The following is a 20090-nucleotide window of genomic DNA, read 5'->3' as shown; positions in this document are numbered from 1 at the left end:
TCACCGTGCGGTTACACCACTCTAAGGGGCACTACTGAATACGAATACTCCAGCGATGAGGGGCGGGCCGTTGCCGATTCTGAAACTTACGAGGTTGATGGGCACAACATCGATCTGCCCTTTGGTGAAGATGAAACAATTCTCCTGTCCGTTGATGATGTGTCGGACGAAGGTGTGACCTTGACCGTGCAAGAGCAGGTGAAAATAGATGGGGAGGAGCAGAATGCCCCGACCTTCGTAGTATCCGATGGTGGAACCACTTTGTTCGACATCGAAAAAGCAGACACGGAAGCAAACTACTCGGTGACGTTCACAGCTGGTCAATAGTGGGAGGTTACTGCCGCGGTTTTGGGTTCAGGGGAATCATGCCCCGGCCTTGCTCGTGACCGGTGGTTTTGACGGGTTTACATTGTCGATATGAAAACCCTGACAGCACTAACAAGTATCGCGGTCCTGGCAACTGCCGGACTGCTTGCCTGCTCTGATGATGCAGTTCAGAACAATAACGGCAGTGACACTGGTGCGGACCCGGCAGGCACGATCTCTGTCGAGGTTGAGTTCACCCAAGCATTCCAAGAACTAAGTACAGAAAATAACGAGTTCCCTGCCGAGGATGGGGAAACCATGGACTTTCCCTGGGTTGATGGTTCAGACCCAACAGTGGACTTGATCGAAGACGTAACGGGTGACAAGGCAACCATCATCGTCCAAACCCAGGTCTACACTGGCTACTACTCTCAAGAGGAAGGCGCCACATATGCGCTCGCAGACGGTGAGAGCGCCGAGTTCTTCCGAAACGAAGATGACGTAGCCGTCCACTACTCCGTTACATTCGACGCAGATGAGTAGTGGCCCCCGCGTTGAGGCTCACGCGGGGCCGATTGAAAGAGTTTTTCTGGCTTGGAGTAGCGAATTGCCTTTCTAGACAGGGCTCAATATTCTAGCCTTCAACGCCTCGTATTCGGACGGTGAAATGGTGCCGTTGTCGAGTAGTTGCTTGGCTTGAGCGATCTCGGTAGTAGTACCGCCAGCCACCGAGCGAATGTAACCTTCGGTGGCTTCACGTTGAGCGGCTAACTGTTTGTCGGCCGTTTCTGCCATGCCCTGCCCACGAACAATGATGTATGCGAGGGCAGTGAGGAAGGGGAGGAATATGAGGAAGAGTAGCCAACCTGCTTTTGCCCAACCGTTTAGGTCTCGGTCACGGACGAGATCGGAAATGATTGAGAACAGGGCAATGAGGTAGGCGACGAAGACAAAGATGGTGAAGAGCCACCACACGGCGTCCCAGAGTGAAGAGAAGATATTCATGATCCAGTCCTTGCAGTCGGGGTATTGAACGGAATTGGCTACTTTGCGCCGTCACGTTCTTTGAGGAACGTCATGGGAAGAAGCCAGGATGCAAGAGCTGTGATAAGCCAGACGATGAGCGTGGCAAGAATCCAGGTGGCAACCCCGGCGATTTTGAGCCCACCATCGAAAAGCGAAGCAATGAGGAGAGCAAGGAAGGTGGCGAAGAGGCCAACCCCGCCAACGAAAGCCGAAGCATACTTCCGTGCAATGTTGAAAATTAATGGCGTGAGGATGCTTTGAAAAACGGCGAAGACCACGACGGCCGTGATGAAACCAGAGACTGATAGCTCGAAGTTATCGAGAATCAGCGCGGCTGCTAGCAATCCCAGAGCGGCGCTAGCAAGGAAAATTGCAACCCGAATGAGGAAACGAACCATCTTGGCTACCCGGCTTTCTTGCGTTGAACAACGGGGCCTTATTAGTTCCCGTTATGGCGCAGTGAAACCCCCGTCACAAGGGGATAGCTAGGTTGAAATAGGAATGTCGACGAAACTGCCAGTTTTGGAGGGGGATTGAGTCTTTATGCGGAGTAAGAATTTCGGCAGATCTCAATGTGGTGGCTTGAACAGAGAGTCGTGTTCCAAACAACTGGGTACCGCCCCGGGGTGGGTGTTCTTTAGTGGGGCTCAGAATTATGGATGAGTACAGGTTCTAGATACTTTCACCAGGCTCGTGCCTCTTAATCGGACGACCCTTCTGAGGTGGAAGAGGGAGTCCTTCAATTCCGGTTAAGTTGATGGCGAGGGACGGAGTCTTTTGTGGCGGCATTGCGAAGGGGCCAATTATGAAGTCTTGATGTAGCAGCAAACGCGCTTGGGATGGGCCCAATAAGAACTCATCCCTCGAGAGAATTGGACAAAATGACTTTCTGAAATTGATTGACACCGTTCCCACTGTCGTGTTTACTGGATCACAAGTTCTTTGGGAGCGTTCCCAAATGAGCTCAATGATGAGAGCAAACAAAGGTGTAAGACTCAAATGAGTAATGTCATTCCCGTCCCAGACGATTTCGAAGCTTGTGTTCAGCATGCGATTGATCAAGATCAAAAGATTCGCGAATTCATTTCGGAGGTACTGAACAAGGGCCTCAAGCACGTATATCTAGTCGGTTGCGGAGGATCCCACTTCGGGACTTACCCGGCATTTGAACTCCTTGATCGATATACCAATGCTTTCTCTGCAACCCGAATCTCAAGCGCGGAACTGACCTCACGGAATCCCATTGAGTTGGATGAACATGCGCTGGTTGTAGCTGCTTCCCATTCCGGGGATACACCAGAAACAGTGGCCGCTGCAGAGTTTGCCAAGTCAAAGGGTGCAACTGTCATTGGTATCTCGCGCCAGGGCGATAATGGTCTGTCTCGAATTGGTGACCTGCACCTTGACTATCCCGATACGATCTCTATCACTGAACCGAAGCTTGTTCTGAACGAACTAGTCGCGCTGGCGTTACTTGAGGGAGCTGGCGAGAAAGATAAGGTTTCAGCAATTCGTGAATCCATTCCAGCACTTCCTGGAGCGCTTCGAGCAACTAAGGATGAGGTTGCGGAAGCAGGAGAGAAAATTGCCGATATCCTAGCCGAAGCTGAGCGAAGCTATATCGTAGGTGCAGGTCCAGCTTACGGCATGGCAAAGATGATGGCTTGGTGCTATTTCATGGAAATGCAGTGGATGCATTCTGCTGCAATCAATGGAGCTGACTTCTTCCACGGCCCCCTTGAAATGATTGGTGAAGATGTTCCGCTAGTTGTTCTTTTTGCGGAGGATGCAACGCGTGCTCTTGGTGAACGCGTGGTGCGATTCGGGGAAAAGTACACGAACAAGCTGGGCATTGTCGATACCGCAACTTTCTCGCTTCCGGGAATCAAGCCTGAAGCTCGTGCTGACTTGAGTGTTATTGCTCTTATGAGTGCTGAACGACGAGTGCTCGATCATGTGGCGGCTCGTCGCGGACACGATACCTCTCAGCGACGTTACATGTACAAAGTGGAGTACTGAATGAAAATTCTTGGAGCCGGCGACAATGTTGTTGACCGGTATGTAAATCTAGGAATTGAATTTCCCGGTGGAAATGCAGTAAACGTTGCAGCGTTTGCCCAACGACTAGGTGGTCAGGCTTCGTACATGGGGGTCATTGGTAATGATCCGTCCGGGCAATTTCTACTCAATAGCCTTCGCCGCGAAGGAGTTGGCGTAGAGCATTGCCGTGTTGCATCAGGGAAAAATGCATTTGCGGAAGTGGAAATTATCAACCGAGATCGAGTTTTCGTTCATTCCGAAGCAAATGTCGCCAATGAAGTTCCAAACGATAGCCACTTTGATGTGATGTCGGATTTTGACATTGTCCACTGTGGTTACGCCGGAACCTATGGGCCTTTTGTTGAACAAATGGCTAGGAAAGCGAAGGTCTCATATGACTTCGGATCAGAGGGTAAATTCTCGATTGACAGCCCTGAATTGAGGTCGATGTTGCCTCATCTTTATCTCGCCGCTTTCTCGGGTAGTCACCTGGATATTGATGGTGCAGAGAGGCTGGCACGAAGTGCGATCGATGGAGGGGCAACCAATGTCATTGTGACTCGAGGGAGTGCAGGAGCTTTCTTTATGTCGCGAGCACAAAGTGTTTGGCAAGGTGCTGAAGAAATTGATGCAGTAGATTCTTTGGGCGCGGGGGACGCTTTCATTGCAAGTGTTCTTGTTGGCCTCCTTAGTGGACGACGAACTAAAGACATCCTTGCTTCTGCCAGCTCCCATGCTGCCCAAGTGTGTATGAGGCATGGAGCATTTGGGGTTGGTCGTGAATACGCGATGCCAAGCCGAAGAGAATCCAACGACACAGAAGCTACGACTTTGAAGGCAGGAAACGCATGAGTCTACGAATTGGGGTGGATACGGGTGGAACTTTCACTGATGTCTGTGCCTTTGACGATGAATCCGGTGAAGTATTTGTTCGCAAAGTCTCGAGCACACCGAAGGATCCCGGCAGCGCGATTGTTACCGGTGTCGCGGAACTGTTAGAGCAAGCAGGTGATCGCCAGGTCACGGATGTCGACTTTTTTGCCCATGGAACGACCGTTGGTACAAACACTCTACTGACTCACGGTGGAGTGAAAACTGGGCTCATTACAACACGTGGATTCAGGGATCTGCTCGAGCTTGGTCGAGGACGACGGCCTCACATGTATAACCCCCAAGTAGATAAACCTGTTCCGTTTGTCCCTAGAGAGCTTCGCTACGAGATCAATGAACGTGTTCGACACACGGGTCAAATTGAGGTTGCCCTCAATGAAGAAGAGGTTCGTGAAGTAGTACGAGAGTTGGGAGAGAAGGGGGTTGAATCTATTGCGGTGTGCTTCCTTTACAGTTTTATTGCGCCGCAGCATGAGCAAAAGGTTGCGGAGATTATCCGTGAAATGCTCCCAGAAGTTCATGTGTCTCTTTCGTCTCAAGTGTTACCTGAATTCAGGGAGTATGAACGACTTTCAACGGTTGTAACCAACGCCTATATTGCGCCTGTAATCTTCCGATATCTCTCTAGATTGCGAGGGCGCTTGGCAGCAGACGGGCTCGTTGCAAAGCCTCACGTCACACAGAGCAATGGTGGTGTTATCCCGTTTGAGACTGCTGAAGAAATGCCAGTCCGCCTTGTTCTTTCTGGGCCAAGCACAGGTGTAGTCGGTGCAGCTCAGATCTGCTCGGCAGCGGGATTCCCGAATATCATCACGTTTGATATGGGAGGCACTTCCTCCGATGTTTCACTCGTGCAAGATGGAAGCCCGAAGATTACAACCGGGATGGAGTTCGAAGGTCGACCGATTCGGTCTCCGATGCTCGATATTCATACAGTGGGTGCCGGAGGAGGGTCGATCGGCTGGATTGACACCGGAGGTCACCTGCGTGTTGGCCCTGAGAGTGCGGGAGCCTTCCCCGGACCTGCGTGCTACGGGAACGGAACTGACCCGGCGGTTACTGACGCCAATGTAGTCTTGCGTTACCTCAACCCTGATTATCTTCTCAATGGTCAGATGAAAATCGATCGGGAAGCATCTGTTGATGCATTGCGTCGGATAGGGGAGCCCCTCGGACTGGAGCCCGAAGAAGCAGCCTTGGGAATGCTTCGAGTCGTCACTGCCAACATGGCACGTGCGATTCGAGTTATTTCAGTTCAACGTGGATACGACCCTCGAGATTATGCGTTGGTTCCTTTTGGCGGGGCCGGTCCGCTGCACGCTTCCAGACTGGCTCGGGAACTTGGGATAGACACAATTGTTGTTCCGGAGATTCCAGGTGCACAGTCAGCACTTGGTCTCTTAATGACTGACGTGAAGGCGGACTTCATGAGGTCACGAATTATTCGAGTGGATCCGGATAGGCCGGAAGTAATCGAAGAAGCATTTGTCGAGCTCGAAAATAAGGCTGAGGCGTGGTTTAACGAGGAATCAATCCAGACGTCAGATCGAAAGAAGTCACGACGCCTCGACTTGAGGTATTCGGGACAGAACTTCGAGCTTCCCATCGAAATTCCCGATCAACTTGCAAGTGTTGACACCCTACAGTCGGTGATTGACGACTTCCATGCATCTCACGAACGGACGTACGGTTACAGGCTCGAGAACACACCAATTGAAATTGTCACCTGCAGAATCCAAGCCATCGGTCAGAGTAAGTCTGTTGAATTGACGACCACGGAACATCAGGGTGAAGACCCAACTCCTGCTCTCGAAACAGTTCGCCAGGCCTATTTTGATTCGGAGAATGGTTACCAGGCCTGCCCCGTCTATCGTCGAGAACTTCTTGTAGCGGGAAATAAACTTTCTGGCCCGGCAGTCATCGAGCAGATGGACACGACGACAGTACTGCTGCCAGGAGACGTTTGTGTCGTTGATGCGTTAGGAAACCTTGTAATCACGATTGGAAATCCGTCATGAATGAAGAAGTGCTACAAGCGAAGAAAATGGACCCAATCACGGTCGAAGTCATTGGCGCAGCAATGTCTACCATTGTTGAGGAAATGAGTGAGACTCTTGTTAAGGCATCGTTCTCTCCAAATATTAAGGAACGACGTGACTGTACTGCGTCGCTATTTGATGCTTCGGGTCAAGCAATAGCTCAAGATGAAGGTGGGTCACCACTGCACCTTGGGTCTCTCATGGGTGTGGTCACCTCCATCAGGAGTAGATTTGATGAAGCCCAGATCCACGAGGGGGATGTATTCATCGGAAATGACCCTTACACGGGTGGCGGTTCACATCTGCCAGATATAGTTTTGGCTTCCCCAATTTTCGTTGACGGAAAGCTCACAGCATGGGGTGCGACATTGGCACACCACGCAGACTTTGGAGATCGTGGGCACGCCCATATTTTCCAGGAAGCAATCCGAATCCCTCCCATTCATCTTGTTAAAGCAGGTGTTCGACAGGATGAGCTACTTCAACTTATCCTCCTGAACTGCCAAGTTCCGGATGAACGCTTGGCAGATTTGCGTGCCCAAGAGGCCGCATTGCGAGTGTCGACAACTCGATATATCGAGCTGTGCGAAAAATACGGTGTCGATACCGTTATAGCTGCGTCGAATGAGTTGCTCGATTACACAGAACGTCGTACTCGAGCCGCAATCTCTGACTTTCCCGATGGTGAATACGAGTTTGAGGACCTATTTGATTGCCCTGAACTTGATTACGAGCTGACTCTAAGGGTCCGAATTGTCATTAAGGGAGATGAGATCTATTTTGATTTTGCGGGGAATCCACCTCAAGTCCGTGCGAGTATCAATGTTGTTTGGACAGGTCTCTATGCCTCTGTGTACTACGCGGTTAAGACCCTAATCGATCCCGACATTGATCCGAATGCAGGGCTGTATCGTCCGATTCGAATTGAGGCACCACTGGGATCAGTTGTGAATTGTGAATCCCCTGCTGCAGTTAACGGAAGAAGTGAGACTTGTCAGAGAATTGTTGACCTAATTCTTGGCGCTCTCGCACCAGCCATTCCAGATCGTGTAACAGCGGCAAGTAATGGAGCTAATACTGGTGTGCATTTCTCTGGGCATGACACCCAGCGAAGCCGTGACTTTGTCTACCTCGAAACCATCGGTGGAGGCAGTGGCGCACGACAAACAAAGGATGGACTTGATGGCGTTCAAGTTCATATGACGAATACGTCCAACCTACCTGTAGAGAGTCTCGAGACTGAGTACCCTCTCATGGTTGAGGCGTACGAACTGATTGAAGACTCGGGTGGAGTTGGCGAATTTCGGGGAGGGCTTGGAATTAGACGCCGAGTTCGAGTCGAAGCCAATGACATACATTTCTGGCTTGATACCAGCCGGCAAAAGTCTCAACCTTGGGGGCTCTTCGGTGGAGGCGCAGGTGCTTCAGCACAGTGTGTTTTGAGCGAGGGGGCACAACCAATCGATCGCGGGTATACGCTTCTACAGGCAGGCGACGTGGTTTCAATTGAAACCGCTGGTGCTGGTGGATATGGCGATCCAACCAATAGGGAGAAGGGAGCCATAGCCAGAGATCTTCGCGACAATAAGATCTCCTCGGACACTGCCGAGAAATACCAATAGTCACGATGAAGTGAAATTCGAATTCACAATGGCAGTGAATTCTAGCCAACCCCTATAGGAATGGAAACAATGATGTTTGAGAAAAAACGCGCAATGTCGCTCAAGGCAGTTGCGACACTTGCTGTGGGATCGCTTGTACTTGCCGCCTGTTCAGGCGGCGGTGATGAATCGAGTTCTGGAGATGGAAACCAAACGCTTCGAATTGGTCTATCAGCTGATGTGCCTGATCTAAAGCCCGCGCTTGACCAGGGGGCAGCAGCGATGATGCTTGACACCTTGCTTCACAGAGGATTGCTATCCTACGACGCTGAAGGTGAAGTAGTGCCTGCACTCGCAGAGAGCTACGAAATGATCGATAGCTCTACCTACTCATTTGAGCTTCGTGATGACCTTGTCTTCGCGGATGGAAGTGACCTGACGAGTGAAGACGTCAAAGCCTCGCTCGAGTACCTAGCTGATGAGGCAAATGGTGCAAAGATCTACTCCGCAATGTCAACGCTCGAGTCTATCGAGACTCCTGATGATCAGACCGTTATCATCAATCTCTCTTCCCCCAACACGGCACTTCCTGAGTACCTCGCGGATACGACCGCAGCGATTCTTCCTGAAGAAGCGTTCGAGGCTGATGGAACAAGCTGGGAAGGGGCGGGCCCCTTTGTTCTTGAAGATACGAACAAGGGCGTCTCCTTCACGCTGGCAAAGAACCCAAATTATTACGATGCAGACTCGGTCAAGCTCGAAGAAATTGAGCTCACAATCTATGCGGACGGTGCAGCTCGCACTAATGCACTGCTGGCCGGCGATGTCGATCTCATTGACTTCCTACCCTGGGAGGATACTGAGCGCGTCAAGAGTGAAGAAGGATTTACCGTTGATGCGACAAGTGGACCTTTCATGTACATCCACTTCAACGTCACTGATGGCCCAATGGCTGATGAACGTGTTCGTCAAGCCATCGCCCTCGCAGTGAACCGTGAGGATGTTGCGTCCGCAGCATTCTCGGGTGAAGCGACGACCATCGCAGGAGCTCCCATCGACCCAAGCAGCCCTTATTACAATGAGGAGCTTGCGAATGGTTGGGAAACAGACGTAGACAGGGCCAAGGAACTGCTTGCTGAGGCGGGGTACGCTGATGGATTTAGTGCCACGCTGCTCACCTCTTCTCAGTATGCGTTCCATCAAGATACGGCACTTTCAATTCAAGGTGATCTTCAAGAGATCGGTATCGATGTCACGCTCGATGCTCCCGACTGGGCAACCCGTCAGCAGACAGCTCTCGAAGGTGAATACGACATGGCAATTGGAGGTTCTGCTGGTGTCGTGAACGACCCGTCGTTCCTGGCCAATTTCGTCTCAGGACCGGTAGCAAACAACCGTTCCTTCGGTTTCAATGATGACGAGCTGAATGGACTGCTTGTTGAAGGTCTATCAGCCGAGTCGGAGGAGGCGCGAATTGAAGCCTACGACAAGGTTCAAGAACGCATCCTTGAAACTGTTCCGTTTGCCTCTCTAGTTGGACGATCTCAAGCCTTTGCGTACCGCAATGAAGTCGAAGGTTTCTCGAACATTCCAGGATTCCTCACCTTCAATTCCGGTTACACGCTGGCACAGACATCAATCAACGAGTAATCGAAAACCCCATTACCTGAAAGCGAGCAAGATGCTTCGATTTGTCCTTCGACGCGTAGCGATTGGCGTACTCCTTGTATGGATCGTCGTTACGTTAATCTTCCTCGCACTTCATATGGTCCCGGGGGACCCGGCCGTCCTTCTCCTGAGTGGAGATAGCGGCGGGTCCCCCAGCCCTGAGGCGATTGCCCGTGTACGAGAAAAGCTAGGCCTTAACCAGCCACTTATGGTTCAATACGGGCAATATTTGCTTGGGCTAGTTCAGTTTGACCTGGGTACTTCCTTCCTCGACGATAGTTCGGTTTCTGAGTACATTGGCAATCGCCTTCCGCATACTTTGCAGCTCGTCATCGGCGCAGCAGTTATTGCCGCAGTTGTTGGTATCCCGCTTGGTGCGCTTGCTGCAAGAAAAGGTGGCATCACTGACTCGATCGTTTCACTCCTGACAACGCTGGGCGTGGCAGTGCCAGTGTTTATTATCGGGACGATCATGATTCTGATATTCGCGTTGAAACTTGGTTGGATGCCAGCTGGTGGGCACGTGAATTTTGAAGATAATCCCTTGGAAAACATCAAACGATCGGTCATGCCAACGATCGCATTATCGTTTGCATTTACCTCTGTCATCGCGAGGATGATGCGCTCATCTGTAATTGAAACGATGGGGCAGGACTGGGTTCGTACTGCGCGCTCGGTTGGGCTTAGCCGAAACCAGGTCTTTCAAAAGCATGTTGTTCGGAACTCTATGAATCCTGTCGTGACCACGTTTGGACTGGAGATTGGTTCCTTGATCGGTTCTACCGTGCTCATTGAAAAGGTATTCAACTGGCCAGGGCTAGGAACACTACTTGTCGATCACACCCTCGATAGAGACTTCCCAATGGTCCAGGGAATCGTCATTGTAGTGTCCGTCATTTTTATTCTGATCAACATCATCGTCGATATTAGCTATGCATATCTGGATCCGAGAGTGAGGCAGTAATGCTAGATGGAAATAAACCCATCATCGAAACTCAAATTGTAGATTCGGCGGACCTCCCTCCAGAGAATGCGGTCCTCCTAGGGAGGGAATCCCCGATAAATAAGAGTCAGAGATTCCGTGAGGCACTGTCACCGATCAGGGTGATTGGAATCCTATTCATTCTGGTCCTGATTGTTACCACGATTGCTGCCAACTGGTTGCCTCTTGCTGACCCAATTGCAAAGAATGTTGATCATAAGTTGGAACCAGTCGGTGCTGAAGGGTTTTTGCTTGGCACTGATCAAATGGGAAGGGATGTCCTTTCCCGATTGCTACATGGTGCCGAGACTGAATTGCTTGTTGCTATCGGTGCAACAGCATTAGCGATGATTATCGGAACGATCCTTGGGCTTGTTGGAGGATTCTACGGTGGACTGATCGAATCTCTGACCATGCGGTCCGTGGATGTCGTTCTCGCATTCCCTCCGATTATTCTTGCCATGCTCGTTGTCACGATTTATGGGGCAGGGCCTGTGACACTAATTTTTGTCATGGGATTGCTGTTCTCGCCGGCATATGCTCGATTAACTTACGGACAAGTGCTTACAGTTAAATCAGCAGAATATGTGGAAGCGTCCCAGGTATTTGGTGCAAGTAAGAGTGCAACACTTTTTAGCGTTGTTCTTCCAAACGTTGCCACTCCGATTATTGTTCAAATGCCTTTAACCCTCGCTGGATCAATCTTGCTGGAGTCGGGGCTGAGCTATCTTGGTCTTGGAATCGTGCCACCAGCGCCGTCTTGGGGCTTTATGGTTGCTGATGGAAAACGTTACATGCATTCGAATCCAGAGCTTGTGCTCGTTCCAGCAATCGTTATTGCGTTGACGATTTTGGCTTTCGGATTGTTTGGTGACTTTCTCAGAGACTGGCTGGACCCACGTCGCGCGATGGCGAAGAATTACTAATGGTAGTTCTGTCAGTGGCTGATTTGCCTGGTCGTCGATTCGCGGATCAAGAGTTCGGTGCCCAGCAGCGAGTCATGTACTTTCCTGGCTGGCAGGTTGATGCGCTCCAGAAGTTTTGTGGCTGCGATCGAGCCCAACTGGTATCTCGGCTGGGTGACCACCGAGACGGTTGGGCTCACCATGGTCGTCCATTCTTGATCGTCGAATGCCAGGAAAGAAATGTCATGAGCTTGAAGTGCAGCCGCCTTCGAGAGCGCGATAAAGGAGCCGGACGACACCACGGAGTCAGTGCTGAAGATTGCGGAAACATCCTTGTCGGAACGCAAGAAGTTACTGACGCGGTTGGCTGTCGTGTTTTTGTCGAAGCTCGTTCGGACTATATGTCCCTCGTCGGTAGCGAGTCCGCCTGCGGTCATAGCACGCAGGTAGCCAAGCAAGCGTTGACTGGATGGTCGAAGCGCAGTTGGGTCATCGTCATAATCCTTAAGGTACTCAACCGATTCAGCCGCTTCACTCACGATTGCAATGTGTTTATGTCCGGAGTCGATCAAGAAATTGGTAGCACTTACGGAGGCTTCAACATTGTTGATTGCGACGAGAGGTCCCGCGTAAGCACCCCCACCCCGACGATCCAGAAGAATGATTGGAGTGCCACTCTCTGCGGCATGAACGATGCTGGCCGACTTCTCCTGAAAAACTGGAGCAACTATGATTCCATCAACCTGTTTTTCCAAGAGAAGATTGATCGATCGAGACTCGATTTCTGCGTCATTGTCCGAGTTGGCAATGATTACCTCGTAGCCAGCAGCTCGCGCAGAGTCGCTAATTCCTCGTACGGCTGTGGAAAAGAATGGATTTGCGATATCGGGAATGACAATTCCGATCGTCTTGCTAGTTCCCGAGACCATAGCTTTTGCGAGAGCATTTGGGTGATATCCCAGCTTGAGCGCGGCTTCCGTTACACGTTGGGAAGCTTCGGCACTGGTGGAACCATTCCCAGAGATGACTCGGGCAGCCGTAGATTTGGAAACTCCTGCGAGAGCCGCGACATCAAGGATCGTTACCCTGTGCTTCCCGTGATGTCGAGACATGCGCCGATTCCATTTCTAATCATCTGGTTTGTGCAAACATTTTTAACTACTTTAGCGAACCGAGTGCGACTGCATTTGGTTTTAGGAGGACATAATGAATGAGAGTTTGAAGAAGGACGGCAATGCGGACAATGTTGTCCTAACTGTCGAAAATACCTCCGTTGTATTCCGTGTGTCAGGCAATCTCGTGCAGGCAACGAAGGATGTCAGCTTTAAACTTCGGAGGGCGGAGACCTTAGCGGTTGTTGGCGAGTCAGGATCTGGAAAGTCCGTTACAGCAATGGCGATTGTCGGCCTGCTCCCCGGTAGCGCTAGCATTACTGGCAGTATTCGCTTTGGGGATCAGGAGCTAGTGGGAGCTTCCGAGAAGTCGTTTCGATCGCTACGTGGTACCAAGATCGCGGTGATTTTCCAGGAACCAATGACGGCCTTGAATCCTGTGTACACGATCGGCTCCATGCTGTCGCAAGCACTACGTTCTCACGGCTTTGAGGGTGGCAAGGAAGCAATTCGAAAGCGCTCGGTGGAGCTTCTTGAAATGGTCGGAATGCCATTGCCTGAGAAGCAAATCGACCAATACCCCCATCAGCTCTCTGGCGGTCTTCGGCAGCGTGCGATGATTGCAATTGCAATTTCAGGAGAGCCAGAGATTCTCATCGCTGATGAGCCCACGACCGCACTTGATGTTACCGTCCAGGCTGAGATTCTTGCTCTCCTACGACGTCTTCAGCGCGAGTTGGGGATGTCAATGATTTTTATTACCCATGACATGGGTGTAGTGGCTGACATTGCGGATCAGGTTTGTGTCATGAGAAATGGACATGTTGAGGAAATCGCTGATGTGTTCTCGGTCTTTGCCAATCCACAGGCGGAGTACACGCGTGAACTACTAGCGGCAGTTCCCAGACTCGGTGCACATGCAGAGTTTGAGCAGGGTGATAGCGAAGCTAGTGAGAACCCGATACTTTACTTGGAAAACTTGACAGTTAGTTACCCAGGAAGGCTTGGTCGTCCCGATTTTACAGCTGTTCACGGGGTGTCCTTTAGTGTGCCAAAGGGAAAAATAATCGGTCTTGTGGGCGAGTCCGGGTCTGGCAAATCGACCATTGGAAAAGCAATTCTAGGACTAGCCAATGTTGCTGATGGAACGATTCAGATTGATGGAATTGACATAACGGGACTTTCTCCAAAAGCTCGACGACAGCAGCTGAACCGTGTGAGTGTTGTATTCCAGGATCCTGCTTCATCTTTGGATCCGCGGGCAACAATTGGTCGTAGTTTGACTGAGCCCTTGTGGCGAAATGGAATAGTTAAAGGTCGGAAGAAGCTACGGCAGAGAGCGGGCGAGCTCCTAGAAAAGGTAAGGCTTCCTGCCTCCTGGCAGGACCGCTTCCCTCACGAATTATCAGGAGGGCAACGCCAAAGGGTGGGAATTGCTCGGGCGATATCAATGTCGCCAGCTCTTCTCATCGCCGATGAACCTACTTCCGCCTTGGATGTCTCAGTGCAGGCTGAAGTCTTGGAGATTTTCCGCGAACTTCAAGAGGACCTCGGGTTTTCATGTATCTTCATCAGCCATGATCTAGCCGTGGTAGAAGAACTTGCCGATGCTGTTGTAGTCCTCAAAAATGGTGAGATTGTTGAAAAGGGTGGCGTTGCTCAAGTGCTCAGGCATCCAACGGAAGAGTACACGCAAAACTTAATTGCTTCAGTGCCCGTCCCTGATCCAGTCGCGCAGAAAAAGGTTCGACTGTAGTTTGAATTTCTAGATCTGTAGTAGCGGACATGCGATTGCAAGCGTGGACAGGTCTGCAATTCTGATTATAGGTGTGCCCCGTCCGTGGACGGGGCACACCTGCGATCAGCTAACCGCTGCTACTTGGTGGCAGGCTTGGATGCGGGTGGGATGCTGACCGGGTCGATCTTCCAGACCTCGCGAGCGTAGTCGCGAATAGTGCGGTCCGAGGAGAAGCGGCCGGATTCGGTGATGTTGACCCAGCACTTGCGCGCCCACTCGATCGGGTCGCGGTAGTCCTCGAGTGCGCGGTTGCGGGCCTCGCGGTAGGAAGCAAAGTCGCCGAGCACGTAGTAGATATCGGAGCCGCCCGGGCCCGATTCGAGGAGGGAACGGCGAATGTCAGCAAACATGCCTGAACCCCTGTCATCCAGCGTGCCGTCGGTCAAAGCGTTCACAACCCGGCTGAGGCCTTCGGTTGCTTCCATGGTTGCGTACGGATCGTAGGTCGCCATGATGGCCGGGAGTTCGTCTTCCTTGGCGCCGAAAATGTAGGCATTCTCGTCTCCCACGGAGTCAACGATTTCCACGTTGGCGCCGTCGAGGGTGCCGAGAGTGAGAGCCCCGTTCATCATGAACTTCATGTTGCCCGTGCCGGAAGCTTCCTTACCGGCGGTCGAGATCTGCTCGGAGATGTCGGCGGCGGGGATGACCTTCTCGGCGGGAGTCACATTGTAATTCTCAATGAAGACAACCTTGAGCTTGTCACCAATCTCAGGATCGTTATTGACGAGGTTCGCGATCTCATTGATGAGCTTGATGATGGCCTTGGCACGGAAGTATCCGGGTGCTGCCTTGGCGCCAAAGATCGCAACGGACGGAACCACGTCGAGGTTCGGGTTGTCCTTGATCTGGAAGTAGCTATCAAGAACGTAGAACGCGTTGAGGAGCTGTCTCTTGTATTCGTGGAGCCTCTTGATCTGAACATCGAAGACAGCATCGGGGTTGATCTTGATGCCCTGACGCTTCTCGATCCAGGCCGCGAAGTCACGCTTGTTGGCAAGCTTGATGTCAATCAGTTCCTGCATGACCTTCTTTTTCTTGCCGTGCTTCTGCAGCGGCAAGAGAAGGTCAAGGTCGGAGACCCACGCATCGGAGCCGACGAGCTTGTCGAGGAGGCGTGCGAGGCGCGGGTTGCACTGGTTGAGCCAGCGGCGCGGGGTCACTCCGTTGGTCTTGTTATTAAACTTCTCGGGCCACAGCTGGTACCAGTCACCAAGGGTGTCCTTCTTGAGGATGTTGGTGTGGATCGCGGCAACGCCGTTGATTGAGAAGGCGGCGTAGCAGGCAATCCAGGCCATGTGGATGCGGCCATTGGAGATCGGGGCGAGGTAGTTGATGCGTTCATCGGCAATGCCGCGCTCCGCCATGTCGATCCGGAACCCACGATCGATCTCGGCAATGATTTCGAGCACCCTGCCGAACAGCTGCTGGAAGATGGAGTACTCCCAGGTCTCGAGTGCCTCGGCGAGCGTCGTGTGGTTCGTGTAGGCGAAGGTTTTCTGGGTGATCTCCCAGGCCGCTTCCCAGGTCATGCCGTGATCGTCGAGGAAGATGCGCATGAGTTCGGGGATCGCGAGAACCGGATGGGTGTCGTTCAGCTGAATGCAGTTGTACTTGTAGAAGTTCGTGAGGTCCTCACCGTGATGTTCGATGTAGTTATCGACCATGGCCTGCAGGGAGGCGGAAACGAAGAAGTACTGCTGACGGACACGAAGGACCTTACCTTCGTAGGTGGTGTCGTTCGGGTAGAGCACGCGACAGAGGTCGGCAACGCGCTCGCGCTCAACAATGGCCTCGGTGAAGCGCTGGGAGTTGAAGGCTTCGTAGTCGAACTCCTCCATGGGCTCCGACTTCCACAGGCGCAGGGTGCCAACGTTGTCAGTCCCGTACCCGGTGATCGGCATGTCGTAGGGGATTGCGCGCACATCGAGATCGTCAAACTTGACGAAACGGGCTTCTTCTTCACGGCGGATAACGAAGGGGTAGCCACCCTCCATCCACGGATCCGGGTGCTCCACCTGGAAGCCATCCTGGAACTGCTGCTTGAACAGTCCGTAGCGGTAGAGAATGCCGTAGCCCGTGACCGGCAAATCCAATGTTGCACAGGAATCGAGGAAGCATGCGGCGAGACGGCCCAAGCCACCGTTACCGAGTGCAGCATCGTGTTCCGCTTCGAGAACATCGGACAGGTTGAAACCGTAAGACTCCACGGCTTCGGAAGCTTTGTCGACCAGGTTGAGGTTGGTCAGGTTGTTGAGTAGGGCCCTACCCATGAGGAACTCTGCAGAGAAATAATGCTGTTGGCGGCCCGTGGAAGCGCGTTGCGCGGAAGCCTCCCACTTGTCAGCAATAAGATCGACAATGTTCGAGGACAGCCCGGACCACAGTTCCATCGGGGTTGATGACTGCGGGGAACGGCCCGAACCTGCTCGAGTGAACGAGCCTAGGCTGCTCGTCAAATCAGAGGTCATGACGTCTCCTTCTATGTAAAAGGTGGCAGAAAGCCCATGTACTACTCTAGTGGCGCAAGGACAAAGTAGCGAACAGGGTCACATTTGATCCTTTAACCTCAGGTCAAAAAATTGTGAAGATCATGCCAATCCGGTGATCGACCCCGGCTGTGAAGCTTGGCAAATTCATGTTCCCCGGTGGCAACTGACGGCAAACTGACTGATGATAGGCGAGGCGAGTATGCTGATTGAGGTGCCTGGAGAGCGAGACGCCGCGGTCTCATGTCGCCTCGGGGACTAGAATGAACGCGCTCTCGGTATTAACCATTGAAGGAGATCAACGATGCCGGCATTGATTGTCATTGGCGCCCAGTGGGGCGACGAAGGAAAGGGCAAGGCCACTGACCAGCTCGGCACTGACGTCGACTATGTTGTGAAGTTCAACGGCGGCAACAACGCCGGTCACACCATCGTGGTTGATGGTGAGAAGTTCGCCCTTCACCTCATCCCCGCCGGTGCCCTGACCGACACCTGCACCCCCGTCATCGGCGGCGGAGTCGTGGTCGACCTGGATGTCCTGTTCCAGGAAGTTGAGGAGCTCGAAGCCCGCGGCATCGACATGTCGAAGCTGCGTGTCGCCTCCACCGCCCACATCATTCCTTCCTACAACCGGACACTCGACAAGGTGACCGAACGCTTCCTCGGCAACCGGAAGATCGGCACCACCGGGCGCGGCATTGGACCCACCTACGCGGACAAGATGAACCGTATTGGACTGCGCATCCAGGATCTCTTCGATGCCCCCATCCTCCGTCAGAAGGTCGAAGCTGCCCTCGACCAGAAGAACAACCTGCTCGTCAAGGTCTTTAACTCGCGTGCGGCCGATGCCGACATCGTGACCGCGGAACTGTTGAAGTACGCAGACCGTATCAAGCCACTGGTCGCGAATGTCCCGAACCTGCTCAACGATGCTCTTGATAGGGGAGAGACCGTGGTTTTCGAGGGTGGCCAGGCCACCATGCTCGACGTTGACCACGGCACCTACCCGTTCGTCACGTCCTCCTCGGCAACCGCGGGTGGCGCATGCACCGGTTCCGGCGTGGGCCCCACCCGCATCGACCGTGTCGTCGGCGTTTCCAAGGCCTACATCACCCGCGTCGGTGAGGGTCCCTTCCCGACCGAGCTCTTTGATGAGTCGGGTGATTGGTTGCGTGAGCGCGGCGGTGAGTTTGGTGTGACCACGGGACGTCCCCGCCGCTGCGGCTGGTACGACGCCGTGATCGCTCGCTACGCGACCCGCGTCAACTCCCTGACCGACCTGGTCCTGACCAAGCTCGATGTGCTCTCCACGCTCGACCAGATCCCCGTCTGTGTCGCGTACGAGATTGACGGTGTACGTCATGATGAGATGCCGGCGGACCAGACGTCCTTCCACCACGCCAAGCCCATTTACGAGTACTTCCCGGGCTGGCAGGAAGACATTACCGCCGTCCGTTCCTTCGAGGACCTTCCCCAGAACGCACAGGATTACGTCCACGCAATCGAAAAGCTGTCCGGCGTGCGCGTTTCCTCGATCGGTGTCGGCCCCGGCCGCGAACAGACGATTGTGCGCCACCCGCTCGTCTAAAAGTAGCCAGCGGCGCACCGACTGGCCCGGCTAACAACCGCACACTGAATGAGTAGATCCTCCCCTGCATTGAGCGGGGGGAGGGCCTTTGTTTGAGTGAAGGGATTGGGCAAGACATCATGCTGTCCGCCAGCTACCGGATGTAAGGCGTAGGTAGTTAAGGAAATGTGAAGGGAGGGAGCAAACCGTGTGGTCTGCTCCCTCCCCGTTTTAAGTATTAGCTGTGCTGATCGCGTTGCCTCCGTGTTACCTGGGGCTGCGGTCAGCGCTGCTGGTGGTTAGTTCCAGCCCTGTCCGCCCTGGTTGGGGTTGTAGGGAGACTGGTTGCCCTGCTGGGGGCCACCGTACTGTCCGCCCTGAGGACCGCCGTATTGTCCGCCCTGAGGACCGCCGTATTGTCCGCCCTGAGGACCGCCGTACTGACCGCCACCGGGACCGTAGGGGCCGCCGTGGTTGTTCTTGTTCTTATTGCGGGTCAGCGCCCAGATTACGATGCCTGCGATGACAATGACGCCACCACCGATGGCGAACCATGCCCACATGGGGAAGCCGGAATCGTCGGAGTCACTAGCCGAGTCTCCGGCATCGTCAGACTCATCCTGGCTGTCCTGGCTGTCGCCCTTGTTATCGCCGGAAGGGTCTTTCTCGTCGTCATTTTCGTTGGGTGGCATCGGTTCGACGCAACCCTCACCCTGGCCATCACTGCAATCGTCAGGGGGCTCGGTGGTGGCGTCCTTGTCGGTCGAGGGGCTTTCGCCGCCCCCGGACTTCATGCCGGTCACTTCGAAGCCCTGAGCCATGGCATTGAAGTCGTGGTAGGAGGCGCGGTTGCCATCGATTTCGCCACCGTTGGTGGCTTCCGTGATTTCGCCCGGCATCTGGATCGTGAGCGTGAAGTCCAACTCGAAGTCCATGCCTTCGGGCATTTCGAGTTCGTCCATCGACATGCTCGGGTCACCCTCCGCGACGAATGTGTAGGAGTCACCGTTGTCGATGAGAGTGGAGTCATCAACCACGTTTTCGTCCGAGGTCGCGGTCAGGCGGCACGAGAGGTTGGCGCCGGAGAGGTCTTCGACTTCGTAGGTGCCGTTCTCGGGATCAGAGATGTCCATTTCTTCGAAGAGCTGATCACAGGTATAGCCCATGCCGCTGAGCATGCCCTCGGTGTCCTCGAACTCCATGACGACGCTAGCGGTGCCGTCGTCCTTGATTTCGATGATTGTTTCGGCACGGCATGCAGACAGGACCAGCGCGGCGGGTGCAATAGCTGCAACCACGAGTGCTTTCTTGGTGCGGGTTTTCATAACTTTCCTTTCAGAATGCCGGTCGCCATCGCTCGCGGCCTTACGCAGTCCACGATAAGGGGAAGATTCCGCAAAGAATTAACAATTTGGTGGGGAGTTCTGACTAGATTCTGAATGAAGCCTGAAAAATCGGCGAAATGTTAGGGAAAAGTCTGGATCGGGTAGTCGACAGGGGAGGGGTGGAAACGCTCCCTACTGCGCTTGACTGTTGGGTCCTTCCCCTGGGTTAGTTGCAGACAGAATTCACGCCGACCGCCCCTGCCTGGTGTTCAACGAGATTGATGATGGCCTTGAGGGGGTCGCAACCGGTCCGACAGCGTTTCTTGAGTGGGTGAAAAAGA

At 53.2% G+C, this 20090-nt stretch carries 15 protein-coding genes; 10 read left to right on the top strand and 5 right to left on the bottom strand.

Annotated features, from left to right (window positions below; all coding sequences use genetic code 11):
• Positions 1-417: 417 nt before the first annotated feature.
• Positions 418-849: a hypothetical protein gene (locus BN1241_RS05475; protein ID WP_054952688.1), complete on the top strand. Its 432-nt coding sequence runs from the start codon at positions 418-420 to the stop codon at positions 847-849.
• Between the two features lie 72 nt (positions 850-921).
• On the opposite strand, the gene BN1241_RS05470 is transcribed toward BN1241_RS05475, so the two are convergent.
• Together BN1241_RS05470 and BN1241_RS05465 are read right to left on the bottom strand one after the other, a co-directional pair.
• Complete coding sequence (locus tag BN1241_RS05470; RefSeq protein WP_054952687.1) at positions 922-1311, bottom strand: SHOCT domain-containing protein; 390 nt, start codon at positions 1309-1311, stop codon at positions 922-924.
• A 38-nt stretch (positions 1312-1349) separates the two neighbouring features.
• Positions 1350-1730 carry a hypothetical protein gene (locus BN1241_RS05465; RefSeq protein WP_054952686.1) on the bottom strand — a complete coding sequence of 127 codons (381 nt, stop codon included), beginning with the start codon at positions 1728-1730 and terminating at the stop codon, positions 1350-1352.
• 601 nt (positions 1731-2331) lie between these two features.
• On the opposite strand from BN1241_RS05465, the gene BN1241_RS05460 reads away from it, so the two are divergent.
• From BN1241_RS05460 to BN1241_RS05430, 7 genes are read left to right on the top strand one after another with little or no spacing between them, the layout of a single operon-like run.
• A complete protein-coding gene (locus BN1241_RS05460) occupies positions 2332-3351 on the top strand; it encodes an SIS domain-containing protein (RefSeq protein ID WP_054952685.1) in 1020 nt (339 codons plus the stop codon).
• Positions 3352-4224, top strand: a complete 873-nt coding sequence (locus BN1241_RS12250; protein WP_077138292.1) for a PfkB family carbohydrate kinase — start codon at positions 3352-3354, stop codon at positions 4222-4224. It abuts the gene before it with no gap.
• Complete coding sequence (locus BN1241_RS05450) at positions 4221-6281, top strand: hydantoinase/oxoprolinase family protein (RefSeq protein ID WP_054952683.1); 2061 nt, start codon at positions 4221-4223, stop codon at positions 6279-6281. The genes BN1241_RS12250 and BN1241_RS05450 overlap by 4 nt, the downstream gene beginning before the upstream one ends.
• Entirely contained in the window at positions 6278-7924 is a 1647-nt protein-coding gene (locus BN1241_RS05445; RefSeq protein ID WP_054952682.1) for a hydantoinase B/oxoprolinase family protein, read from the top strand. Before BN1241_RS05450 ends, BN1241_RS05445 begins: the two co-directional genes overlap by 4 nt.
• A gap of 60 nt (positions 7925-7984) precedes the next feature.
• The gene (locus BN1241_RS05440) at positions 7985-9553 is read left to right on the top strand and encodes an ABC transporter substrate-binding protein (protein ID WP_082418225.1); all 1569 of its coding nucleotides are present in this window, start codon (positions 7985-7987) and stop codon (positions 9551-9553) included.
• Complete coding sequence (locus BN1241_RS05435) at positions 9468-10535, top strand: ABC transporter permease (protein ID WP_082418224.1); 1068 nt, start codon at positions 9468-9470, stop codon at positions 10533-10535. The genes BN1241_RS05440 and BN1241_RS05435 overlap by 86 nt, the downstream gene beginning before the upstream one ends.
• Entirely contained in the window at positions 10535-11479 is a 945-nt protein-coding gene (locus BN1241_RS05430) for an ABC transporter permease (RefSeq protein ID WP_054952679.1), read from the top strand. Before BN1241_RS05435 ends, BN1241_RS05430 begins: the two co-directional genes overlap by 1 nt.
• A gap of 11 nt (positions 11480-11490) precedes the next feature.
• On the opposite strand, the gene BN1241_RS05425 is transcribed toward BN1241_RS05430, so the two are convergent.
• Positions 11491-12570, bottom strand: coding sequence for a LacI family DNA-binding transcriptional regulator (locus tag BN1241_RS05425; protein WP_054952678.1), 1080 nt, complete (start codon positions 12568-12570; stop codon positions 11491-11493).
• A gap of 94 nt (positions 12571-12664) precedes the next feature.
• On the opposite strand from BN1241_RS05425, the gene BN1241_RS05420 reads away from it, so the two are divergent.
• A complete protein-coding gene (locus BN1241_RS05420; protein ID WP_054952677.1) occupies positions 12665-14326 on the top strand; it encodes an ABC transporter ATP-binding protein in 1662 nt (553 codons plus the stop codon).
• Positions 14327-14445: 119 nt separating this feature from the next.
• Here BN1241_RS05420 and BN1241_RS05415 read toward each other — a convergent pair whose 3' ends face one another.
• Positions 14446-16839 carry a glycogen/starch/alpha-glucan phosphorylase gene (locus BN1241_RS05415; protein ID WP_054952676.1) on the bottom strand — a complete coding sequence of 798 codons (2394 nt, stop codon included), beginning with the start codon at positions 16837-16839 and terminating at the stop codon, positions 14446-14448.
• A 322-nt stretch (positions 16840-17161) separates the two neighbouring features.
• On the opposite strand from BN1241_RS05415, the gene BN1241_RS05410 reads away from it, so the two are divergent.
• On the top strand, positions 17162-18445 hold the full coding sequence (locus tag BN1241_RS05410) for an adenylosuccinate synthase (protein ID WP_054952675.1): 1284 nt from the start codon (positions 17162-17164) through the stop codon (positions 18443-18445).
• Positions 18446-18723: 278 nt separating this feature from the next.
• Here BN1241_RS05410 and BN1241_RS05405 read toward each other — a convergent pair whose 3' ends face one another.
• The gene (locus BN1241_RS05405) at positions 18724-19749 is read right to left on the bottom strand and encodes a hypothetical protein (protein WP_054952674.1); all 1026 of its coding nucleotides are present in this window, start codon (positions 19747-19749) and stop codon (positions 18724-18726) included.
• Between the last annotated feature and the right edge of the window lie 341 nt (positions 19750-20090).

Origin of the sequence: Flaviflexus massiliensis (assembly GCF_001375495.1) — a bacterium.
Taxonomy (GTDB): domain Bacteria; phylum Actinomycetota; class Actinomycetes; order Actinomycetales; family Actinomycetaceae; genus Flaviflexus; species Flaviflexus massiliensis.
Note: the sequence above shows the minus strand (reverse complement) of the source record. Positions and strands in the feature narration are given on the sequence as shown.

Excerpts from the sequence above, each read along its gene's own strand:
- BN1241_RS05475 (WP_054952688.1), top strand. The coding sequence starts at position 418 with ATGAAAACCCTGACAGCACTAACAAGTATCGCGGTCCTGGCAACTGCC.
- BN1241_RS05470 (WP_054952687.1), bottom strand. The coding sequence starts at position 1,311 with ATGAATATCTTCTCTTCACTCTGGGACGCCGTGTGGTGGCTCTTCACC.
- BN1241_RS05465 (WP_054952686.1), bottom strand. The coding sequence starts at position 1,730 with ATGGTTCGTTTCCTCATTCGGGTTGCAATTTTCCTTGCTAGCGCCGCT.
- BN1241_RS05460 (WP_054952685.1), top strand. The coding sequence starts at position 2,332 with ATGAGTAATGTCATTCCCGTCCCAGACGATTTCGAAGCTTGTGTTCAG.
- BN1241_RS12250 (WP_077138292.1), top strand. The coding sequence starts at position 3,352 with ATGAAAATTCTTGGAGCCGGCGACAATGTTGTTGACCGGTATGTAAAT.
- BN1241_RS05450 (WP_054952683.1), top strand. The coding sequence starts at position 4,221 with ATGAGTCTACGAATTGGGGTGGATACGGGTGGAACTTTCACTGATGTC.
- BN1241_RS05445 (WP_054952682.1), top strand. The coding sequence starts at position 6,278 with ATGAATGAAGAAGTGCTACAAGCGAAGAAAATGGACCCAATCACGGTC.
- BN1241_RS05440 (WP_082418225.1), top strand. The coding sequence starts at position 7,985 with ATGGAAACAATGATGTTTGAGAAAAAACGCGCAATGTCGCTCAAGGCA.
- BN1241_RS05435 (WP_082418224.1), top strand. The coding sequence starts at position 9,468 with ATGAAGTCGAAGGTTTCTCGAACATTCCAGGATTCCTCACCTTCAATT.
- BN1241_RS05430 (WP_054952679.1), top strand. The coding sequence starts at position 10,535 with ATGCTAGATGGAAATAAACCCATCATCGAAACTCAAATTGTAGATTCG.
- BN1241_RS05425 (WP_054952678.1), bottom strand. The coding sequence starts at position 12,570 with ATGTCTCGACATCACGGGAAGCACAGGGTAACGATCCTTGATGTCGCG.
- BN1241_RS05420 (WP_054952677.1), top strand. The coding sequence starts at position 12,665 with ATGAATGAGAGTTTGAAGAAGGACGGCAATGCGGACAATGTTGTCCTA.
- BN1241_RS05415 (WP_054952676.1), bottom strand. The coding sequence starts at position 16,839 with ATGACCTCTGATTTGACGAGCAGCCTAGGCTCGTTCACTCGAGCAGGT.
- BN1241_RS05410 (WP_054952675.1), top strand. The coding sequence starts at position 17,162 with ATGCCGGCATTGATTGTCATTGGCGCCCAGTGGGGCGACGAAGGAAAG.
- BN1241_RS05405 (WP_054952674.1), bottom strand. The coding sequence starts at position 19,749 with ATGAAAACCCGCACCAAGAAAGCACTCGTGGTTGCAGCTATTGCACCC.